Annotated in this window: 15 protein-coding genes; 7 read left to right on the top strand and 8 right to left on the bottom strand. The window is 73.6% G+C overall.

Annotation, left to right across the window (positions count from 1 at the left end; all coding sequences use genetic code 11):
- Window positions 1-36 precede the first annotated feature (36 nt).
- The 5 genes from ACIA8O_RS14650 (at window position 37) to ACIA8O_RS14630 (ending at window position 6,008) form a co-directional block, all read left to right on the top strand.
- Window positions 37-1,197 carry an ROK family protein gene (locus tag ACIA8O_RS14650; RefSeq protein ID WP_396294088.1) on the top strand — a complete coding sequence of 387 codons (1,161 nt, stop codon included), beginning with the start codon at window positions 37-39 and terminating at the stop codon, window positions 1,195-1,197.
- Between the two features lie 9 nt (window positions 1,198-1,206).
- On the top strand, window positions 1,207-2,262 hold the full coding sequence (locus ACIA8O_RS14645; RefSeq protein WP_396294087.1) for an enolase C-terminal domain-like protein: 1,056 nt from the start codon (window positions 1,207-1,209) through the stop codon (window positions 2,260-2,262).
- 14 nt (window positions 2,263-2,276) lie between these two features.
- The gene (locus ACIA8O_RS14640; protein ID WP_396294086.1) at window positions 2,277-3,023 is read left to right on the top strand and encodes an SDR family NAD(P)-dependent oxidoreductase; all 747 of its coding nucleotides are present in this window, start codon (window positions 2,277-2,279) and stop codon (window positions 3,021-3,023) included.
- Between the two features lie 53 nt (window positions 3,024-3,076).
- Window positions 3,077-5,131, top strand: a complete 2,055-nt coding sequence (locus ACIA8O_RS14635) for a right-handed parallel beta-helix repeat-containing protein (RefSeq protein WP_396294085.1) — start codon at window positions 3,077-3,079, stop codon at window positions 5,129-5,131.
- Between the two features lie 70 nt (window positions 5,132-5,201).
- A complete protein-coding gene (locus ACIA8O_RS14630; RefSeq protein ID WP_396294083.1) occupies window positions 5,202-6,008 on the top strand; it encodes an SMP-30/gluconolactonase/LRE family protein in 807 nt (268 codons plus the stop codon).
- Window positions 6,009-6,024: 16 nt separating this feature from the next.
- Here ACIA8O_RS14630 and ACIA8O_RS14625 read toward each other — a convergent pair whose 3' ends face one another.
- The 4 genes from ACIA8O_RS14625 to ACIA8O_RS14610 all read right to left on the bottom strand — a co-directional run bounded on the left by ACIA8O_RS14625 (window position 6,025) and on the right by ACIA8O_RS14610 (window position 8,877).
- Window positions 6,025-6,837 (bottom strand): hypothetical protein, encoded by an 813-nt coding sequence (locus tag ACIA8O_RS14625; RefSeq protein WP_396294081.1) that lies wholly within the window; start codon window positions 6,835-6,837, stop codon window positions 6,025-6,027.
- Window positions 6,834-7,328 (bottom strand): SigE family RNA polymerase sigma factor, encoded by a 495-nt coding sequence (locus ACIA8O_RS14620; RefSeq protein WP_396294079.1) that lies wholly within the window; start codon window positions 7,326-7,328, stop codon window positions 6,834-6,836. Before ACIA8O_RS14620 ends, ACIA8O_RS14625 begins: the two co-directional genes overlap by 4 nt.
- Before the next feature lie 34 nt (window positions 7,329-7,362).
- Window positions 7,363-7,989 (bottom strand): Pr6Pr family membrane protein, encoded by a 627-nt coding sequence (locus ACIA8O_RS14615; RefSeq protein ID WP_396294077.1) that lies wholly within the window; start codon window positions 7,987-7,989, stop codon window positions 7,363-7,365.
- An 84-nt stretch (window positions 7,990-8,073) separates the two neighbouring features.
- Entirely contained in the window at window positions 8,074-8,877 is an 804-nt protein-coding gene (locus ACIA8O_RS14610) for an SDR family NAD(P)-dependent oxidoreductase (RefSeq protein WP_396294075.1), read from the bottom strand.
- Between the two features lie 124 nt (window positions 8,878-9,001).
- On the opposite strand from ACIA8O_RS14610, the gene ACIA8O_RS14605 reads away from it, so the two are divergent.
- Window positions 9,002-9,619, top strand: coding sequence for a TetR/AcrR family transcriptional regulator (locus ACIA8O_RS14605; protein WP_396294073.1), 618 nt, complete (start codon window positions 9,002-9,004; stop codon window positions 9,617-9,619).
- Between the two features lie 13 nt (window positions 9,620-9,632).
- On the opposite strand, the gene ACIA8O_RS14600 is transcribed toward ACIA8O_RS14605, so the two are convergent.
- The 4 genes from ACIA8O_RS14600 to aspT (ACIA8O_RS14585) form a co-directional block, all read right to left on the bottom strand.
- Window positions 9,633-10,496 carry a universal stress protein gene (locus ACIA8O_RS14600; protein WP_396294071.1) on the bottom strand — a complete coding sequence of 288 codons (864 nt, stop codon included), beginning with the start codon at window positions 10,494-10,496 and terminating at the stop codon, window positions 9,633-9,635.
- 101 nt (window positions 10,497-10,597) lie between these two features.
- Window positions 10,598-12,247: a bifunctional aspartate transaminase/aspartate 4-decarboxylase gene (locus ACIA8O_RS14595; protein WP_396294069.1), complete on the bottom strand. Its 1,650-nt coding sequence runs from the start codon at window positions 12,245-12,247 to the stop codon at window positions 10,598-10,600.
- A gap of 177 nt (window positions 12,248-12,424) precedes the next feature.
- Window positions 12,425-14,125 carry an aspartate-alanine antiporter gene (gene aspT, locus ACIA8O_RS14590; protein ID WP_396294067.1) on the bottom strand — a complete coding sequence of 567 codons (1,701 nt, stop codon included), beginning with the start codon at window positions 14,123-14,125 and terminating at the stop codon, window positions 12,425-12,427.
- Between the two features lie 18 nt (window positions 14,126-14,143).
- A complete protein-coding gene (gene aspT, locus ACIA8O_RS14585) occupies window positions 14,144-15,817 on the bottom strand; it encodes an aspartate-alanine antiporter (RefSeq protein WP_396294066.1) in 1,674 nt (557 codons plus the stop codon).
- Between the two features lie 207 nt (window positions 15,818-16,024).
- Here aspT (ACIA8O_RS14585) and ACIA8O_RS14580 point away from each other — a divergent pair, with 207 nt between their 5' ends.
- Window positions 16,025-18,175, top strand: coding sequence for an MMPL family transporter (locus ACIA8O_RS14580; protein WP_396294064.1), 2,151 nt, complete (start codon window positions 16,025-16,027; stop codon window positions 18,173-18,175).
- Window positions 18,176-18,294 lie beyond the last annotated feature (119 nt).

Genomic DNA, 18,294 nt, shown 5'->3' with positions numbered 1-18,294 from the left:
TTCTCAACGAAATTAACTCGACAGGAGGCAGCCCCCATGGAGAGCGTCCGGCACAACGCCGCCGCCGTGGTGCGGACCGTGCTCGCCCACGGCCCGCTCCCCCGCCACCGGATCGCCGAACTCACCGGCCTCTCCGCCGGCACCGTCTCCCGGCTCACCGGACGGCTCGCGGTCAGCGGCCAACTGATCGAACTGGAACCGGAGTTGGGCCCGAGCGCGACCGGCAGGCCGCGGATCCCGCTGGACCTCCCGGTCGAGGAGACCGCCGTGGCCGGGGTGCACATCGGCGTGCTGCGCACCACCCTGGGCCTGGTCGACCTGCGCGGCGGGGTGCTGGCCCAGTGGGCCGTCCCGCGCGGCTCCACCGACCCGCGCCAGCTGGTCGGCGAACTCGCCGAGGCGCTGGCCGACCTGACGTCCTGGCAGTCCCACCGGCGGCTGCTCGGCGTCGGCGTCTCCACCGGCGGCTGGGTGGACGGCGAGGCCGGCACCGTGGTCGAGCACGGACCGCTCGGCTGGCGCGACGTCCCGCTGCACGCCGAACTCACCGCCCGGCTCGACCCGCCCGTCCGCCTCGACGGCCTGGTCCGCGCCCTCGCCCTGGCCGAGGGCTGGTACGGCGCGGGCGAGGCGGCGGAGAGCCTGCTGGAGCTCTTCGTCGGCAACGTGGTGGGCGCCGCCTTCACCGTCGGGCGCCGGATCCACCGGGGCCCGCGCTCGGCCGCCGGCGGCATCGCCCACCTGCGGCTGCCGGGCCTCGAAGGGGTGGTCTGCGACTGCGGGGCCTCGGACTGCTTACAGGCCGCGCTGACCGACGGCTCGGTCCTCCGACTGGCCCGCGACCGGGGCCTGGTGGGCCCGGAGGAGTCCTTCGAGGGCCTGGTCCGGCTGGCCCGCGACGGGCACCTGGGGGCGATCCGCCTGCTCCGCACCCGCGCCCGCTGGGTCGGCCGCGCGGCCGCCCTCCTGCTCGACCTGGTCAACCCCGAGCTGCTGGTCCTGGCCGGCGGCCCGCTGCACACCCCCGAGTACCTCCCGGACGTCCGGGCCGAACTGGTCCGCCACAGCGCCCTCGGCCCGGCCGCCGCCACCCGCCTGGTCCCGTCCGGCCTGGGCGACCACGCCCTGGTGCTCGCCTCCGCCGCGGTGTTCCTCAACGCCTGGTTCTCCGACCCCCTCACCCACCACCTTCCCTGAGAGGCCTCCGTGCTCACCGTCGAACTGTTCCGTGCCCGGGTGTCCGCGCGGACCTCGTGGGACGTGGTGCGGGTGCGGGACGCGGACGGGGCGTTCGGGCTCGGCGAGTGGTCCGACGCCGGGCCCGGGGCCGAAGCACTGTGGCCGTCGGTCACGGAGCGGCTCGCCGAGGGCGGGTCCGGCGAGGATGCGCTGGCCCTGCTCGATCAACCGGCCTCCGGGGAACGGCGGTTCGCCGCGAGGACGGTCCGCGGCGGGCTGGAGCAGGCCCTCGTCGATCTGGCCGCCCGACGGGCCGGGGTACCGCTCTGGCGCTGGCTGGGCGGGCGGGAGGCCCGTCCGGTGCGGCGGTACGCCAACCTGAACCGGGCGCTGCGGCGCCGCACCCCCGAGGATTTCGCCGAGGTCGCGGCCGCCGCCGTGGCCGCCGGGTACACCGCGCTCAAGTGCGCGCCGTTCGACGGGCTCCCGGGTGGGGCGCGGCTGGGCGGCGGTCTGGCCCGGGCCCGGGCGGTCCGGGCGGCGGCGCCGGACGCGGAGCTGATGGTGGACGCCCACTCGCTGCTCTCCATCGACCAAGTGCTGCAAGCCGCAGCGCAGTTGCGTGCCCTCGACCTCCGCTGGCTGGAGGACGCGGCCCCGCTGGACGGGCTCGCCGCCGTCCGCGAGGCGGGCATCGCCCCGCTGGCCGGCGGCGAGTTCGCCGGCACCCCGGCCGAGGTGCGCCCCGCCCTGGGCGCCGGACTCGGCTGGCTGCTGCCGGACGTCAAGCACGCCGGTGGCCTCGCCGCCGCCCGGGCCCTGGCCGAGGAGGCCCTGGCCGCCGGTGCCGGGGTTTCGCTGCACAGCCCGTCCGGCCCGGTGGCCACCGCCGCCGGGCTGCACCTCGCGGTGGCCCTCGGGCCTTCCGTGGAGAGCGAGTTCGCCTTCGGCGAGGCCTCCTGGCGGCGGCACGCCGTGCACCCCGCCGAGACCCCGGACGGCCCCTGGCTCACCCTCCCCGAGGGCCCCGGCCTCGGCCTGGACCTCGTACCCGGCCACTGGCACCCCCTCACCCCGAACTGACAGGAACCAGCACCGTGCCCCTCCCCCTCGCCGACCGGATCGCCGTCGTGACCGGCGCCGCCCACGGCATCGGCGCCGCCGTCACCGCCGAACTCGCCGCCCGCGGCGCCCTGGTGGTGGCCGTCGACCTGGCCCCGGTCCCCGCCGCCGACCGGGTCACCCCCGTCCGGGGCGACGTCACCGACCCGGCCACCCGCGCCGCCGCGCTGTCCGCCGCCGAGTCCCTCGGCGGCCCCGCCCGCATCCTGGTGCAGGGGGCGTTCTCCGGCTCCCCGACCCCGCTCGACCAGCAGGACGACGGGAGTTGGGACGCCATGCTGCACACCGTGCTGACCGCCGCCCGTCACTTCGACACCGCCTTCCTGCACGCACTGCCGCCCGGCACCCCCGCCTCGATCGTGCACATCGCCTCGCCGCACGCCCACGGCGCCGTCCCCGGCTTCGCCGCCTACGCGGCCGCCAAGGCGGCACTGCTGGCGCTCACCCGGGCGGTGGCCGTCGAGTGGGGCGGGCGCGGAGTGCGGTGCAACGCGGTGGCACCCGGCTTCGTGCCGGTGGAGCGCAACCGGCACGTGTGGAGCGATCCGCGGCTGGGCCCGGCCCTGCTGCGCGCCAACCCGCTCGGCCGCCACGGCACCGCCATCGAAGTCGCCCGCGCCGTGGCCTTCCTGGCCGGCGACGACGCCTCCTTCGTCAACGGCACCTGCCTGGCCGTGGACGGCGGGGCGACCGCCATGCTCCCCGAGGCGCTGCTGCGCTGAGGGTCCGTCACCCACCGAGAAGAGAGCCCCGTGTCCGTCACCCAGGAGGGCGAGTGTCCCGCCTCCTCCGGCTGCTCACCACAGCCCTCGCCGCCGCACTGCCCCTGACCCTGGCCACCCCGGCCACCGCCGACGCGGCCCCCGTCGCCGCCTACCTGGACTGCTCCGCCGCGACCAACGGCACCGGTACGCAGTCCTCCCCGTACAACACCCTCGCCGCCGTCAACTCCCTGGCCCTCTCCCCCGGCAGCGCGATCCGCCTCAAGCGCGGCACCACCTGCCGCGGCACCCTGGCCCCGGCCGGCTCCGGCACCGCCGCCGCGCCGGTCACCGTCGACGCCTACGGCAGCGGCCCGCTCCCCGCCGTCAACGCGGACGGCGGCACCGAGGCCGTCCTGCTCGCGGACCTGGCGTACGTCGAGGTCCGCAACCTCGACCTGAGCGCGCCCGGCGACAACCGGTCCACCCGGCGCGGCGTGTACGTGCGGGCCACCGATGCGGGCACCCTGCCCGGCATCGTGCTCCAGGGCCTGGACGTCCACGACGTGCGCGGCAAGCTGCCCTCCGTCACCGGAGCGGGCGCGGGCACCGGCAAGTACGCCGACGCCTCCGGCGGCATCGTGGTGGAGGCCAGGGGCTCCACCACGCCCACCGCCTTCGCCGGGCTGAAGATCCTCGACAACCGGATCCACGCGGTGGACCGCCAGGGCATCTACACCTGGTCGAACTGGTGCCGCAACGCCCGGCTGGCCGCGTTCTGGAACAGCCTCTGCTCCGCGCCCTGGGCCCCGTCCACCGGCCTGGAGATCCGGGGCAACCGGCTCTGGGACATCGGCGGGGACGGCATCGCCCCGATGACGGGGCAGCAGACCCTGGTCGAACGCAACCTCCTCCAGGGCTTCAACGTCCGCTCCGGTTCGCCCAACGCCGGGATGTGGACGGCGAATTCGGTGGACGTGACGTTCCAGTACAACGACACCTCGGGCGGCCGCACCACCAGCGACGGCATGGCCTACGACGTCGACCACTCCACCGACGGGGTGGTGTTCCAGTACAACTACTCGCACGACAACCAGGGCGGCTTCTTCCTGCTCTGCCCGTACGACACCCCGACCAGCAACTTCACCATCCGCTACAACGTCTCGGTGAACGACCGGGCCCGGGGCTTCCAGGTCTGCCCGGGCGCGCTGAAGAACGGCCGGATCCACCACAACACCATCTACCTGGCCGACGGCATCAGCCAGCAGATCGTCACCGAGGGGACCAACGCCACCCTGGACGTCCGCTTCACCGACAACATCGTGGCCAAGCACGGCAGTTCGGGAACGGTCGGCTGGACGCTCAACGACCCGGCCTTCACCATCGACCACAACGTGTTCTACGCCGTGCCGACCCCGGCGGGGGCGACCAATACGGTCACCGGCGCCCCGCTGCTCTCCGGCCGCGAACTGGCCGACCCCTGGGGCTACCGCCTGCTGGCCGGATCCTCCGCACTGGGCGCCGGAGGGGCCAACATCGGCTCCTACCAGGGCCCTTCGGTCACCGCACCCACCCTGGCCGCGCACTTCAACACCGACCCGGCCGGCTCCGCGCCCGCCGGATGGACCGTCACCGGCCCGGCCGCCGGGGCGGTGGTCGGCGCCGACCCGGGCGGCGGCTACGGCAACTCGCTGCTGCTGACGCGGCAGTCCACCGAGGTGACGGCCGTCCGCACCTTCCCCGCCGTCTCCGCCTCCGGGGAGACCCGGGTGGACCTACGGGTCCGGGCCGGGCAGACCGGCGCTCCGCTCGGGGTGCACCTGCTGGACGCGGCCGGGGCCCCGGTGGCGCAGTTCAGCCTGGCGGCCAACGGCAGCGCCGCCCTGACGGACAACGGGAGTTGGGCCGACGCGCCGTTCGCCTACCCGCCGGGGGCGTGGCTGCGGGTCGCCCTGCTGCTGCACCCGGCCTCCGGGACCTACGACCTGCTGGTCGACGACGTGCCGCTGGCCACCGCCCGGCTCACCGCCGGGGCCGGACCGGCCGACCGGCTCCGACTGCGGGTGCAGCCGGGAACCGGGGCCGCCACCTTCGCAGTTGACGATCCACTGGTCCAACCACTCAACTGATCACCACCACGTGCCGCCCCGCAGCCGACCGCCGCGGGGCGGCACCCCCCGTCCTCACGAGGAGACCGCCATGCGTGCCGAACCCGCCGACAGCCACCGGCTCACCCTGGGCGAGGGCCCGCGCTGGGACGCCGACGCGCAGCGGCTGTACTGGCTGGGCATCCCCGACCAGGAGATCCGCTGGCTGGAGCCGGCCACCGGCCGCACCGACGGCCTGCGGCTGGACGTCACCCCGGGCTGCCTGGCGCCCGCCGGGCCGGACCGGCTGCTGCTGGCCACCGAGCGCGGCTTCGAGACCCTCGACCTGGCCACCGGCACACCGGAGTTGACCACCCCCGTGGAGGCCGGGGACACCGACCGCCGGATGAACGACGGCGCGGTGGACCCGTACGGCCGGATGGTGGCCGGGACCATGCAGCGCGCCGAGCCGCGCACCGACGGGCGGCTCTACCGGCGCGAACTCGACGGCAGCGTCCGGCAGTTGCTCGGCGGCCTGGCCATCCCCAACGGGCTGGGCTGGCCGGAGCCGGACCGCTTCTGGCACATCGACAGCCCGAGCCACCGGGCCACCCTGTACGAGTACCCGGAGCACGGCCCGCTCGGCGCCACCGTCCGCACCCTCGACCTCTCGCAGTACCCGGGCGAGCCCGACGGCCTGGCCCTGGACCCGGAGGGCAACCTCTGGATCGCCTTCTGGGGCGGCCACGCCGTGCACTGCTTCTCCCCCACCGGCACCCTGCTGGCCACCGTCGAGGTCCCCGTCCCCCGCGCCACCGCCTGCGCCTTCGACGACGCCGGCACCCTCTGGATCACCACCGCCACCACGGCCGACCACCCGGACTCGGGCCGTCTGTTCCGGGCGGACGGGGTGCGCTAGACCCGTCGGGCGGGCCCTACGGCTTCGCCGGGTACGGCGGGCGGGACGGCTGCCCGGTGAGGGTCAGGGCCACCTGCTGCCAGAGCGGGTCGAGGGCCAGCTCGGACAGCTGCTGCCCCGTCAGCAACGGGGCGTTCGGGTGGACCTGGGTGCCCTCGCCCGGGCCGGGGATGTTGCCGGAGGCTGCGGTCACCATGGTGCCGTCGGGGCGGCGGACGGTGGCCCGCCAGTCCTGCTGCCCGCCCACCGCCTTCCCGGGCAGGTAGAGCTGCAGGTGCCCGCCGTCCGGGAGGTCGGTGTCGGTGCAGCCCGGGACCGTGCACCGGACCACGTTGACCGGCCCGGTGGACGGGCGGTTGATGTCGATCCGGACGTTGCCGGTGGCACCGCCGTTGCGGACCTGGAACCCGACGTACTTCTGGTACGGCAACTGCTCCGGGACCCACGGGATGCCGGTGCTCAACCCGGCCGGGAGGCGGGTGCGGAGCGCCTCCAGCAGCTCCGGCCCCGTGGTCGGCAGCGGTGCCGGGGAGCTCGCGGCCGGGCTCGGCGTCGCCACCGCGCTCGGCGACACCGCCGGGAGCGCCGGGAGGCCCGGCCCGGTCGCCGCCGGGGCGGGCAGCAGGGCGACCGCCACGGTGAGCGCCGCGCCGACGCCGACCGCCGCCGCGGCCACCCGGGTGGCGGTGCGCAGCCGGCGGCCGCGGCGGCCCCGGTGCAACAGCTCGGCCACGGGCACCGGGCCGCCGACCTCCTGACGGGCCGCCAGCTCCCGCAGGCCCTCGGCCACCCGTTCCTCGACCACCCGCTCCTCGTCGTGCACGTTCATCGGGTGGCCTCCTGGTGCTCCCGCAGGGTGGTCCGCAGCCGGGCCATCGCCCGGGCGTTCTGGCTCTTCACGGTGCCGACCGAGCAGCCCAGCGCGGCGGCGGTGTCCTTCTCCGACAGGTCCTCGACGTGCCGCAGCACCACCACGGCCCGCTGCCGCTCGGGCAGCGTGAGCAGGGCCCGGCGCAGCTCCTCGGTACCGTCCGGGAGCGCCACCGGGGCGGCGGAGTCCGGGGGCGCGTCGGTGAGCAGTTCGCGGCGGCGCCGCCGCCACCAGCTCACGTGGCCGTTGGCCAGCATCCGGCGCAGGTAGGCGTGCGGGTCGTCGGTGGCGGCGCGGCGCCAGCGGACGTACAGCTTGACCAGGCAGTCCTGGAGCAGCTCCTCGGCGCGGTGGCGGTCGCCGGTGATCAGCGTCGCGGTGCGCAGGTGCCGGTGCCAGGCGGCCTCGACGAAGGCCGCGTAGGCGGCGTCCTCGGATTCTCGACTCACGACGGACAGACGCGGCGGGGCCGGTGAAAGGTTGTCAGCTCGTACGACCGGATTGCGCGCGGGCACCGAGCCGGTTGCCGATCACCACGATCAGGGCACCGATCCCGAGGAACGCGACGGTGATCATCGCCGAGGCGACCGCGACCCGGGCGTAGCCGCCGTGTCGGCCGGGGTCGAGGAAGGGGTACGGGTACCAGTCGGTGACGTGGCCCCGGATCAGCGTGTAGGGGAGGTAGAGCAGCGGGAAGAGCAGCCAGCGCAGTGCGCGGTGGTACTCGATCCGGCGGCGCGGCGGGTCGATCAGCCAGTCGGCCAGCACCACCACCGGCATCACCCGGTGCAGGACGTCGTCGACCCAGGGCAGGGTCAGACCGAGGCCCAGGCCCTGGAGCGCGACCAGGTAGACCAGGCCGGTGACGGCCAGGTAGAGCGCGGCGGCCCCGCGCAGCAGGTCGGGCACCCGCCCCCGGCCGCGCAGCCCCTGGAGGCCGCCCACCAGGAACACGCCCATGCCCAGCACGTTGCCGAGGATGGTGAAGTAGCTGAAGAAGTTGGCGACGGAGCCGCCCTGGGCGCCCAGCCGGTACAGCTGGAAGCCCAGGGCGGTGGCCGTCAGCAGGCCGAGGGCCAGCCGCAGCCCGTTGAGCACCCGGTCCGGCACGGGGCACCGCCTCTCGCTCGGGACGATTCACATCATCACGGGCGTGACGGCACGTCAGGTGCCATCCGCACCAGCGTGTCGGGCTCAGGCGTGGGTGCCGCCGTCGACCCGGACCTCGGTGCCGGTGACGAAGGCGCCGTCGTCGGAGGCCAGCATGGCGATCACGCCCGCGACGGTCTCCGGCCCGGCGAAGTTGTAGGCGTTGCCGGACTGCAGGGCCGGGGTGAGCTTGGCGTAGAGCGACATGTCGGCGTCGGCGGGCAGGCCGGGGCCGCGGTTCTGGCCGCTGGCGCCGGAGGCGTCGGTCATGCCGCTGCTGATCGAGCCGGGCGCGACCGAGACGGCGCGCAGGCCCTGCTTGGCGTACTCGACGGCGATGGCGTGGGTGAAGGACTGCACCCCGCCCTTGCTGGCGGCGTAGGCGGACATGTACGGGTGGGCGAAGGTGGCCGAGGTGGAGCTGAAGTTGACCACCACGCCGCGGCCGGAGGCCAGCAGCTCGGGCAGCGCCTCACGGGTCATCAGGAAGGTGCCGGTGAGGTTGACCCGCAGCACCGTGTTCCACAGATCGAGGCCGGTGCGGTCGGTGTGCTCGGAGCGCAGGATGCCGGCCGCGTTGACCAGCACGTCGAGCCCGCCGAGCAGGCCGGTCGCGCGGGCCACGGCGGCCACCACGGAGGCCTCGTCGCCGATGTCCACGGTGAGGGTGGTCAGGCGGTCGGCGGTGCCGTCGGCCTCGGCCAGCGCGCGGGTGGCGGCCAGGCCGGGCTCGGCGATGTCGGCGCCGACCACGGTGCCGCCCTCGGCCAGGACGCGGCGGACGGTGGCCTGGCCGATGCCCGAGCCCGCGCCGGTGATCAGTACGCGGCGGCCGTCGAAGCGGTTCATGGTGCTCTCCTGCGGGGTTGTGCCGGATCTCGGCTTCACGGTACGCCGACATGGCACGTTGTGCCAACCACGCATGCTGCGCCAGATCGGCCGGTCATGCACGGTGACCCACTAGACTCGGAGCGTGTCCGACCACCGCCCCTCCCTGACCGAGCGCCGCAAGGCCGCCACCCAGCAGGAGATCGCGCTCGCGGCCGCCCGCCTGTTCGCCGAGCACGGCGCGGCCGGGTGCACCGCCGAGGCCATCGCCCGGGCCTCCGGGGTCTCGCTGCGCACCTTCTACCGCTACTTCCGCACCAAGGAGGACGCCGTCGCCCCGCTGCTGGCCGGCGGCGTCCGGCACTGGATCAGCGAACTCGCCCTGAGCCCGCCGGAGCTGACGCTCCCCCAGGCGCTGGAGCGGTCCGCCCGGCAGGCCATGGCACCCTCCGCCGACTTCCCGCCCGAGGTGCTCGGCTGGGTCCGCGGCCTGCTCCGCCAGGCCCCGTCCGAGCCCGACCTGCTGGCCGTCTGGCACCGGGTGCACCACGAGTCGGAACTCGCCCTGGTCCCGGTGCTCACCACCCTGGCCGCCCCGGGCACCGACCCCCTCGAACTGCGCCTGGCGGCCGCCGCCGCCAACACCGCGATGCGGGTCGCCGTCGAGACCTGGGCCGCCGAGGAGACCCCGGCCGAGGAGGCCGCCGAACTGGCCGCCCGCTGCGTCCGCGAGCTGACCGCCGGGCTGCGCCTCTGGTCGTGACCCCCGGACCGTCTCACACCGGGACGATCGCCACCGGGCAGTGGGCGTGGTGCAGGACGGCGTGCGAGGCGGTGCTCAGGCGCAGGCCCAGTCGGGGCGCCGGGGCGTGACGGGGCATCACCACCAGGGCGGCGTCGGCGGAGGCGTCCACCAGGGTGGCGGCGGTCGGCCCGGCGAAGTCCTCGGCCTCCAGGTCGAGGCCGGGGTACTCGGCGCGGACCGGGTCCACCGTGCGGCGCAGCAGCTGGCGGTGCAGGTCGGACTCCTCGCCGAGCTCGTCCATCATCGGGGCGGCGTGCGCCACGTCGGCCACCACCGGGGACCAGGTGTGCAGCACCCGCAGCGGCAGCCCGGCCAGCTCGGCCTCCCGCGCGGCGAAGCGGACGGCCTCGGCGTCCCGCTCCTCGCGGACCGAGACCAGCACCTGGTGTCCGTCGCCCGTCCCGCCCCGGACCACCACCACGGGGCAGCCGGCGTGGGCGCAGACCCGGAGCGAGACCGAGCCGAGCAGCAGCGAGGCGAAGCCGCCGTGGCCCCGGGTGCCGACCACGGCCAGCTCGGCGTGCTCGGCGGCGGTCACCACCGCGGCGGCCGGGTCCTTGGGCACCACGTCGCCGGTCGGCCGCAGCCGGGGGTGGGCGACGGCGACCTCGGCCAGCGACCGGTCCAGCAGCTCCTGGGCGTTGCGCAGCAGCAGGTCGGTGACGGCGGCCCCGGAGCGGGCCGGGACGGTGAGGGTGCCGGTCTCGACCGCGTACACCAGGTGCAGCGAGCAGGCCCGCCGCTCGGCCTCCCGGGCCGCCCACTCGGCGGCGGTGGCCGCGTGCTGCGAGCCGTCCACCCCGACCACTACGCCCGAGGGGGATCTGATCTCCATGGCCGCCTCCGGAGGGGTCCGCTGCCCCTGCCTCCAGCATGCGCCCCCTGACCGCACGGAGCCCCCGCCGTGCGGACGGCGGGGGCTCCGTGCGGGCGGGCTCAGGCCTTGGACTGCTCCCACTCGGTGCGGTAGTCGAGGAAGATCTGCCGCAGGTGGTGGCCGATCTTCAGGTAGTCGAGGTCGTCGAGGTTGGCCAGGGAGACCCGGACGGACCACTCGGGGCCGTCGAAGCCGCCGCCGTTGAGGAGCACCACGCCGGTCTGCTCGGCGAGGCGGAAGAGCGGTTCGGTGGGTTCGTAGTTCTTCAGCAGGAACTCGGCGAACTCCGGGCCGGCCACCCGCTCGGCCTCCGCCTGGAGGTCCAACTCGATGTAGTACCCGGCCCGTTGGGGGTCGTCGGCGATCTTCATCTCGGAGCCCTCCAGCAGCAGGGACAGGCGCTGGTGGACGATCGCCTGGACCTTGGCCTTGTAGGCCTGCCCCTCGGGGAGCAGGTCGAAGAGCGAGAAGAGGGTCATCTGGACCTGCTGCGGCAGCGAGAGCCCGGCGGTGTGGTTGAGCGCCACCTGCCGGGAGTCGGCGACCAGGCGGTCGATGAAGCGGATCTTCTCCGGCTCCAGAGTGAGGGTGCCGTACCGCTTGGCGAGGCGGGCCTTCTCCTCGGCCGGGAGCGCGGCCAGCATCTCGTCGATGACGTTGTCGTGGTGCAGGCCGATCACGCCGAGGCGGTGGCCGGTGCAGCCGTAGTGCTTGGAGTAGGAGTACACCAGCAGGGAGTTGCGCGGCAGGTCGGCGGCGATGGTGCGGAAGCCGTTGACGAAGGTGCCGTAGACGTCGTCGGTGACGATGATCAGGTTGGGGTTCTTGCCCGCGACGATCTGCTTGATCTGGTCGGCGACCCGCTGGGAGAGCGCCAGGGAGGGCGGGTTGGAGGGGTTGACCAGGCAGACCAGCTTGATCGACGGGTCCTCCAGCTTGGCCACCTCCTCGGTCGGGTAGCGCCAGCCGCGCACGCCGGTCTCGGCGAAGTTGGAGGCCTCGACCTTGACCACGTCGAAGTCGAAGGTGTCCAGCTCGGCGATCTCGATGTAGGGGGTGAAGACCGGGACCATCAGGGCGATCCTGTCGCCCTTCTTGAGGATGCCGTTCTTCATCAGCGAGTCGAAGATGTAGCACATCGCGGCCGTGCCGCCCTCGGTGGCGAACAGGTCCAGCTGGTCGGCCGGCTGCCGGTTCTGCATCAGCTCCTGGTGCAGGTAGCCGCGGACGATCTGCTCGGCGTTGACCAGCATCCGGTCCGGCACCGGGTAGTTGTCGCCGACCTGGGAGTCGGCCAGCTCGTGGATGAAGTCCTCCCGGTCCAGGCCGAAGCGGTCCACGGCCAGGCCGATCGAGGCGGTGAGCATCTCGATGCCGGGCAGCTCGGGGTGCGAGCGGGCGAAGCGGTCGTAGCGCTCGGCGATGCCGTGCTTCTCCGGCATCCCGCCGAGGTTGTCGGCGGTCCACACCCGGCGGCTCTCGGAGAGCGCGAAGTGACCGAGCGCCAGGTACGCCTCGCGCGGGCCGGTGGCGATCCAGTTCGGGTTCCCCCGGCCGGCGTTGAGCATGTGCGAGGTGGACTTGTCCTTCTGGCCCGGCTGGTCGGCCTGGTAGGCCTGGGCGAGCCGCATGAACTCGCCCTTCAGCTCGAACGGGCTCAGCTTGGACAGCCGCTGGATCTCCTCGCGGCTGATCGAAGGCTTGCTCATGAGGGTGGTCTCTCCTAGGGGCTGTCTCGTGGGTGGGGTCGGATCAGCGGGCGTCGTTGGGGTGCGTGCCTCGGCGGCGCCGAGGAAGGAGTCCATGCGGAGCATCGGCGACTGACGAGAAGCCGGCGAGGTGCGTGCCCCGGCGGCGCCCGCCCGGCCCCATCCACGAGACAGCCCCTAACCGAGCAGGGCGACGATGATGGCGCCCCAGATGGTCAGCAGGACGTTGCCTGCCGCGTACGGGATGGTGTAACCGAGCGTCGGGATCTGGGACTTGGCCTCTTCGTTGATGGCGCCGATGGCGGCCGTGGTGGTCTGCGCGCCCGCCACCACGCCCATCAGGATCGGGACCCGGATCCGGAACACGAAGTGGCCGACCAGGATGCCGACGATCAGCGGGATCACGGTGGCCACCGCGCCCCAGACCAGCAGGCCCCAACCCGCCTGGGAGAGACCGCTGCTGAAGCTCGGCCCGGCGTTGATGCCGACGATCGCGACGAAGGCGCACAGGCCGAAGGTGTCCATGAACCACTGGGCGCCGGGCGGCACGTTCCCGTAGGTGGGGTAGCGGCCGCGGATCCAGCCGAAGACCAGGCCCATGATCAGGGCGCCGCCGGAGGTGGAGAGCGAGATCGGCACGCCGCCGGCGGTGAGCGCCGGGATGCCGATGCAGCCGCCGAGGAAGATGCCCAGGCCCACCCAGACCATGTCGGTGGCGAAGCTGGTCGGCACCGGCTTGCCGATCGCCGCCGTGGCCGGGTCCACCAGCCGCTTGGGGCCGGTCAGCACCAGGGTGTCACCGCGCTCGATCTCGGTGGAGAGCCGGTACGGGAACTCGGCCCCGGCCCGGTAGACCTTGTCCACGTAGACGCCGACCATGAACGGCTCGCGGCGCAGCTGGGCCACCGTCTTGCCGAGGTGCTCCTTGTTGGAGGCGACCACGTGCAGGTGCTCGGTCTGGTAGCTGAGCAGCCCCGCGTCGTCGGTCTCCGGGCCGATCTGCCGGGCGGGGTCGAAGTCCACCAGGTCGTGCCGGAGGGCGGAGACCGCGATCGAGTCGCCCTGCTGGATGACGGTCTGCTGGGTGTGGTCGAGGATCTCGCCGTCCCGGCGGACCCGGGTAATGTAGATCCGGCGGCCCTGCTCCTTCTGCTGGGCCTCGATGTCGTCGATGGTCCGGCCGACCAGGCCGTTGCCCGCCACCGTGAAGGCGCGCAGCACCACCTCGTAGTAGCCCTCGGCCAGGTCCGGGTTGGACTCCGGGGCGTCCAGCTCGACGGCCAGCTGCCGGGAGTCCTCGGCCAGGTCGCTCTTCAGCAGCCGGGGCGCGATGTTGGCCAGCAGGACGGCGCACAGGATGGTGCCGAGCGGGTAGGTGACGGCGTATCCGATCGGCACCAGGTTCTGCTCGGCGGTGATCTGGTCGGGCGTCAGGCCCTGGATGTTGCCGATGGCGTCCTGGGCGACACCGATCACGGCGGACTGGGTGAGCGCGCCGCCCAGCAGGCCGGCGCCCAGGCCCGGACCGTAGCCGAGCATCTCGTCGAAGGCCCAGCAGACCAGCAGACCGGTGACGCAGACCACCACCGCCACCGAGACCTGCGGCAGGCCGTCCTTCTTCAGCCCGCGGAAGAACTGCGGACCGACCTTGTAGCCCAGCGCGAACAGGAACATGATGAAGAACACCGACTTCACCGTGCCGTTGACGCTGACCTCGGTCACCCAGCCGGTGAACAGGCCCGCGATCAGACAGCCCGTCACCGCGCCCAGGCCGATGGCCTTGTAGCGGATCTTGCCGACCAGGAAGCCGAGGGCGATGGTCAGGAAGATCAGGAGTTCCGGGTACGGCTTGAAGACGTGGTCCGTGATCCAGTCCATGGCGGTCCCTCTCCTTCCTCAGAGGCCGATGATGCCGACCAGCACCGGTCCGGTGAGGGGCAGCAGGAAGTTGGAGATGGTGTAGGTGATCGTGTAGCCGAGCATCGGCACGCTGCTCTGCGCGACGTTGCTGACGGCGGTGATCGCGGGGGTGGAGCACTGCTGGCCGGCGATGGCGCCGATCAGGATCGGCTTCTCGATCTTCAGCAGCTTCCGGCCGACGAAGAACGACAGGAAGGCCGGGATCAGCACCATCAGGATCCCGGCGGCCGGGAGCAGCACCGGGTACTGCTTGAGCAGCGGGCCGGCGTCCGGGCCGGCCGCCATGCCGGTGACGGCGATGAAGATGGCCAGGCCCAGGTCCTTGGCGGTCTGCGCGGCCACCGGCGGGTAGGCGCCGAAGGTCGGGCGCTGGGCGCGCAGCCAGCCGAAGAACAGGCCGGAGATCAGGCAGCCGCCACCGGTGCCGAGGGCGAGGTTGACGTCCCCGGCGTGGATGGTGATCTCGCCGAGCAGCACGCCGAGGCAGATGCCGAGGCTGATGTAGATGTAGTCGGCGGTGTCCTGACGGACCGTCGCGCCGACCTTGGCGGCGAACTTCTCCACCTTGGCGCGGGCGCCGACCACGGTGAGGGTGTCGCCCTGGTGCAGCTCGGTCTCGCCGACGGCCGGCAGGTGGTGGTCCACCCGCTGGATGTCGGTCAGGTAGACCCCGCCGACCGCCTCCGGCTCGGCGGCCCGGAGCTGGTTGACGGTCCGTCCGTTCAGCTCCTTGTGGGTGACGACCACCTCGCGCACGGCCAGCGGGCTGTCCAGCCCGGGCACGCCGGAGGTCTCCGGGCCGAGCTCGTGCCCGGCGTCCATCACGGCCTCGCGGGCGCCGACCACCAGGACCCGGTCCCCGCGCTTGAGCACCAGTCCGGGTTCGACGGTGAGCACGTGCTCGCCGCGCTTGACGCCCTCGATCGAGACCAGCTGCCGCTCGGCCAGCTCGAAGTCGCCGACCTTGCTGCCCTCGCCCTGGGAGACCAGGTAGGTGCGGCCGACCAGGGCCGGCAGGGAGGCCTGCTCGCCGGCCTCCAGCCCGGCGTCGCCGCCGCGCATCCTCTCCCAGATCTCGCGGCTGGCGTCGGCCAGGTTGATCCGCATCAGCATCGGGAAGATCTGGCTGGTCAGCATGACGATGGTGACCAGGCCGAACAGGTAGCAGACCGAGTACGCGGTGGCCACGTGGGCCTGGAGCTCCTGGGACTGGTCCGGGGTGATCCCGGCCAGCTTGGAGATGGCCTCCTGGGCGGTGCCGACCACGGCGGACTCGGTCGCCGCCCCGGCCAGGATGCCGGAGGCGGTGCCGACGTCCAGGTCGAAGCCGGTGGCGAAGCCGATCGCCATCAGGATGACCACGGCCGCCTCCAGCACCGAGAGCACGCCGAAGCGCAGGCCCTTGGCGTTGAGGTTGGCGACGAACTGCGGGCCGGCCATGTAGCCGAGCGAGAAGATGAACAGCGCGAAGGCCACGTTCTTCACGTCGGTGTTGACGGAGACCTTCTGGGCGCCGATCAGCATCGAGACGATCAGGGTGCCGCAGATCCCGCCGAGCTGGATCGGGCCGACCCTCAGCTTGCCGATCAGGTAGCCGAGGGCGAGGCAGGTGAACAGCGCGAGGACGGCGTTCTCCCGGAGCAGGCTCAACTCCGGCACCCCCGTTCTGACGGAGGTTCAGACCAAGGTCGGATCATGAGAGCGATTACATCGCAATTGTCAGCATATGTCCGTTCGGGACACCCCCATTCGGATCATCGGCTTGGAGACCGGACCCGAACGACCCCAAGAGATCTCCAAGTCGCGCGCCCCAGGCTGGCCCTGACTGATCCTCCGGACCGCCGAAAGGCTCCTGCGATGTCCTCCTTCCTCGGCCGCCTCGGCGGCTCCGCCGCCGCCAGACCCTGGCGCACCCTGCTCGGCTGGCTCCTGCTGCTCGCCGTCGCCCTCACCCTGGCCGGCACCCTCGGCGGCGAGCCGCGCGAGGACTACCGGGTGCCCGGCACCCGCTCCACCGCCGGCGCCGACCTGCTGCGCGAGCGCTTCCCCGAGCTCTCCGGCGCGAGCGCCCGGGTGGTCGTCCACGACCGAGGCGGCCGGCGGATCTCCGAACAGTCGCTGGCCGAGCTGCGCGAACGGCTGGCGCAACTGCCGCACGCCGCCTCCGCCGGGGCCCCGCTGCTCTCCGCCGACGGCGCCACCGCGCTGATCCAGGTCGACTACTCCGTGCCCGTCACCGACTTCCAGGGCTCCGAGGGGCTGGACGCGCTGCGCTCCGCCGCCGCGCCCACCGAGGCCGCCGGACTCCAGGTCGCCTTCGGCGGCCAGCTGCCGGAGAACTTCTCCGCCCCCGACGGCACCGCCGAACTGGTCGGCGTGGTCGCCGCCCTGATCATCCTGGTGGTCGCGCTCGGCACCCTGGTCTCGGCCGGGCTGCCGCTGCTGGTCGCCCTGGCCGGCCTCGGCCTCGGCACCGCGCTCACCACCCTGCTGGCCGCCGTCACCGACATCAGCGCCACCGCCCCCACCGTGGCCACCATGGTCGGCCTGGGCGTCGGCATCGACTACGCGCTGCTGCTGGTGAGCCGTCACGTCGAAGGCCTGCGACGGGGCCTGACCCCCCGTGAGGCCGCCGCCGAGGCCACCGCCACAGCCGGCTCCTCCGTGGTGATCGCGGGCGCCACCGTCCTGGTCTCGCTGCTCGGCCTGCGCCTGGCCGGGCTCTCCGTCTACTCCTCCTTCGGCTACGCCACCTTCGTGGTGGTCGGCGCCGTGATGCTGGCCTCGCTCACCCTCGTCCCCGCGCTCTGCGCGCTGGCCGGGCCCCGGCTGCTGCGCAAGGCCGAACGGCTCGGCTGGAAGCCGGGCGTGGCCGCCGCCCGCACGGGCTCCTCGGCCCCGACCCGCACCGAGCGCTGGGCCCGGCTGATCGGCCGCCGCCCGCTGGCCGGGGCGCTGGCCTCCCTGGTGGTGCTGCTCGCGCTGGCCGCGCCGATGCTCTCCATGCGCACCTGGCCGCAGGACGCCGGCAGCCAGGCCTCCGACCACACCACCCGCCAGGCCTACGACCTCACCGCGTCCGCCTTCGGCCCCGGCGCCAACGGGCCGCTGGTCATAGCCGTCGACCTGCGCACCCTGCCCGCCGCCGAACTCCCCGCCCTGGCCTCGCGGTTGAAGGACGCACCGGGCGTCGCCGCCGTCACCCCGGCGGTGCTCAACCGGGCCGGGGACGCGGCCGTGATCACCGTACGGCCCACCACCGGACCGCAGGACGTCAAGACCAAGGAACTGCTCGACCGCCTGCGCGGCGGCCTGCTCCCGGCCGGGGCCGAGGCCACCGGCGTGGTCGCCGCCTTCGCCGACATCTCCGACCGGCTGGCCTCGCGGCTCTGGGTGGTGGTGCCCTTCGTGGTGGCGCTCTCGCTGATCCTGCTCACCGTGCTGTTCCGGGCCCCCGTGCTGGCGGTCAAGGCCGCCGCGATGAACCTGCTCTCGGTGGCCGCCGCCTACGGCGTCACCACGGCCGTCTTCCAGACCGACCTCGGCGCGGAACTGCTCGGCCTGCCGCACGCGGTGCCGGTCTCCAGCTGGGTGCCGATCCTGATGTTCACCGTGCTGTTCGGGCTCTCGATGGACTACGAGGTCTTCCTGCTGGCCCGGGTCCGCGAGGACTGGCTGGTCACCAAGGACCCGCACGGCAGCGTGGTCCGCGGCCTCTCCGCCACCGGACGGGTCATCAGCAGCGCGGCCGCCATCATGGTCGCGGTCTTCATCGGCTTCGCCCTCGACCCGGACGTCACCGTCAAGATGATGGGCGTCGGCATGGCCGCCGCCGTCCTGGTCGACGCCACCGTGGTCCGCCTGGTCCTGGTCCCCGCCACCATGACCCTGCTCGGCCGCGCCAACTGGTGGCTCCCCCGCTGGCTGGACCGCCTCCTCCCCGAACTCAACATCGAGCACGGCACCGACGAGCCGGCCCCGGCCCCCCGCGAGCCCGTCACCGTCTGACGCGGAGACGAGCCACCACAGGGGCGCGCGGCTCCGCTGATGTGCGGCTCCGCCGCGCGGGCGCGAAGCGGAAGACGACCACCTGCACCCGGCCAACCCGGAGCCGGGTGCAGGTGGGT

The sequence above is a fragment of the Kitasatospora sp. NPDC051853 genome (genome assembly GCF_044452665.1).
Classification (GTDB): Bacteria; Actinomycetota; Actinomycetes; order Streptomycetales; family Streptomycetaceae; genus Kitasatospora.
Note: the sequence above shows the minus strand (reverse complement) of the source record. Positions and strands in the feature narration are given on the sequence as shown.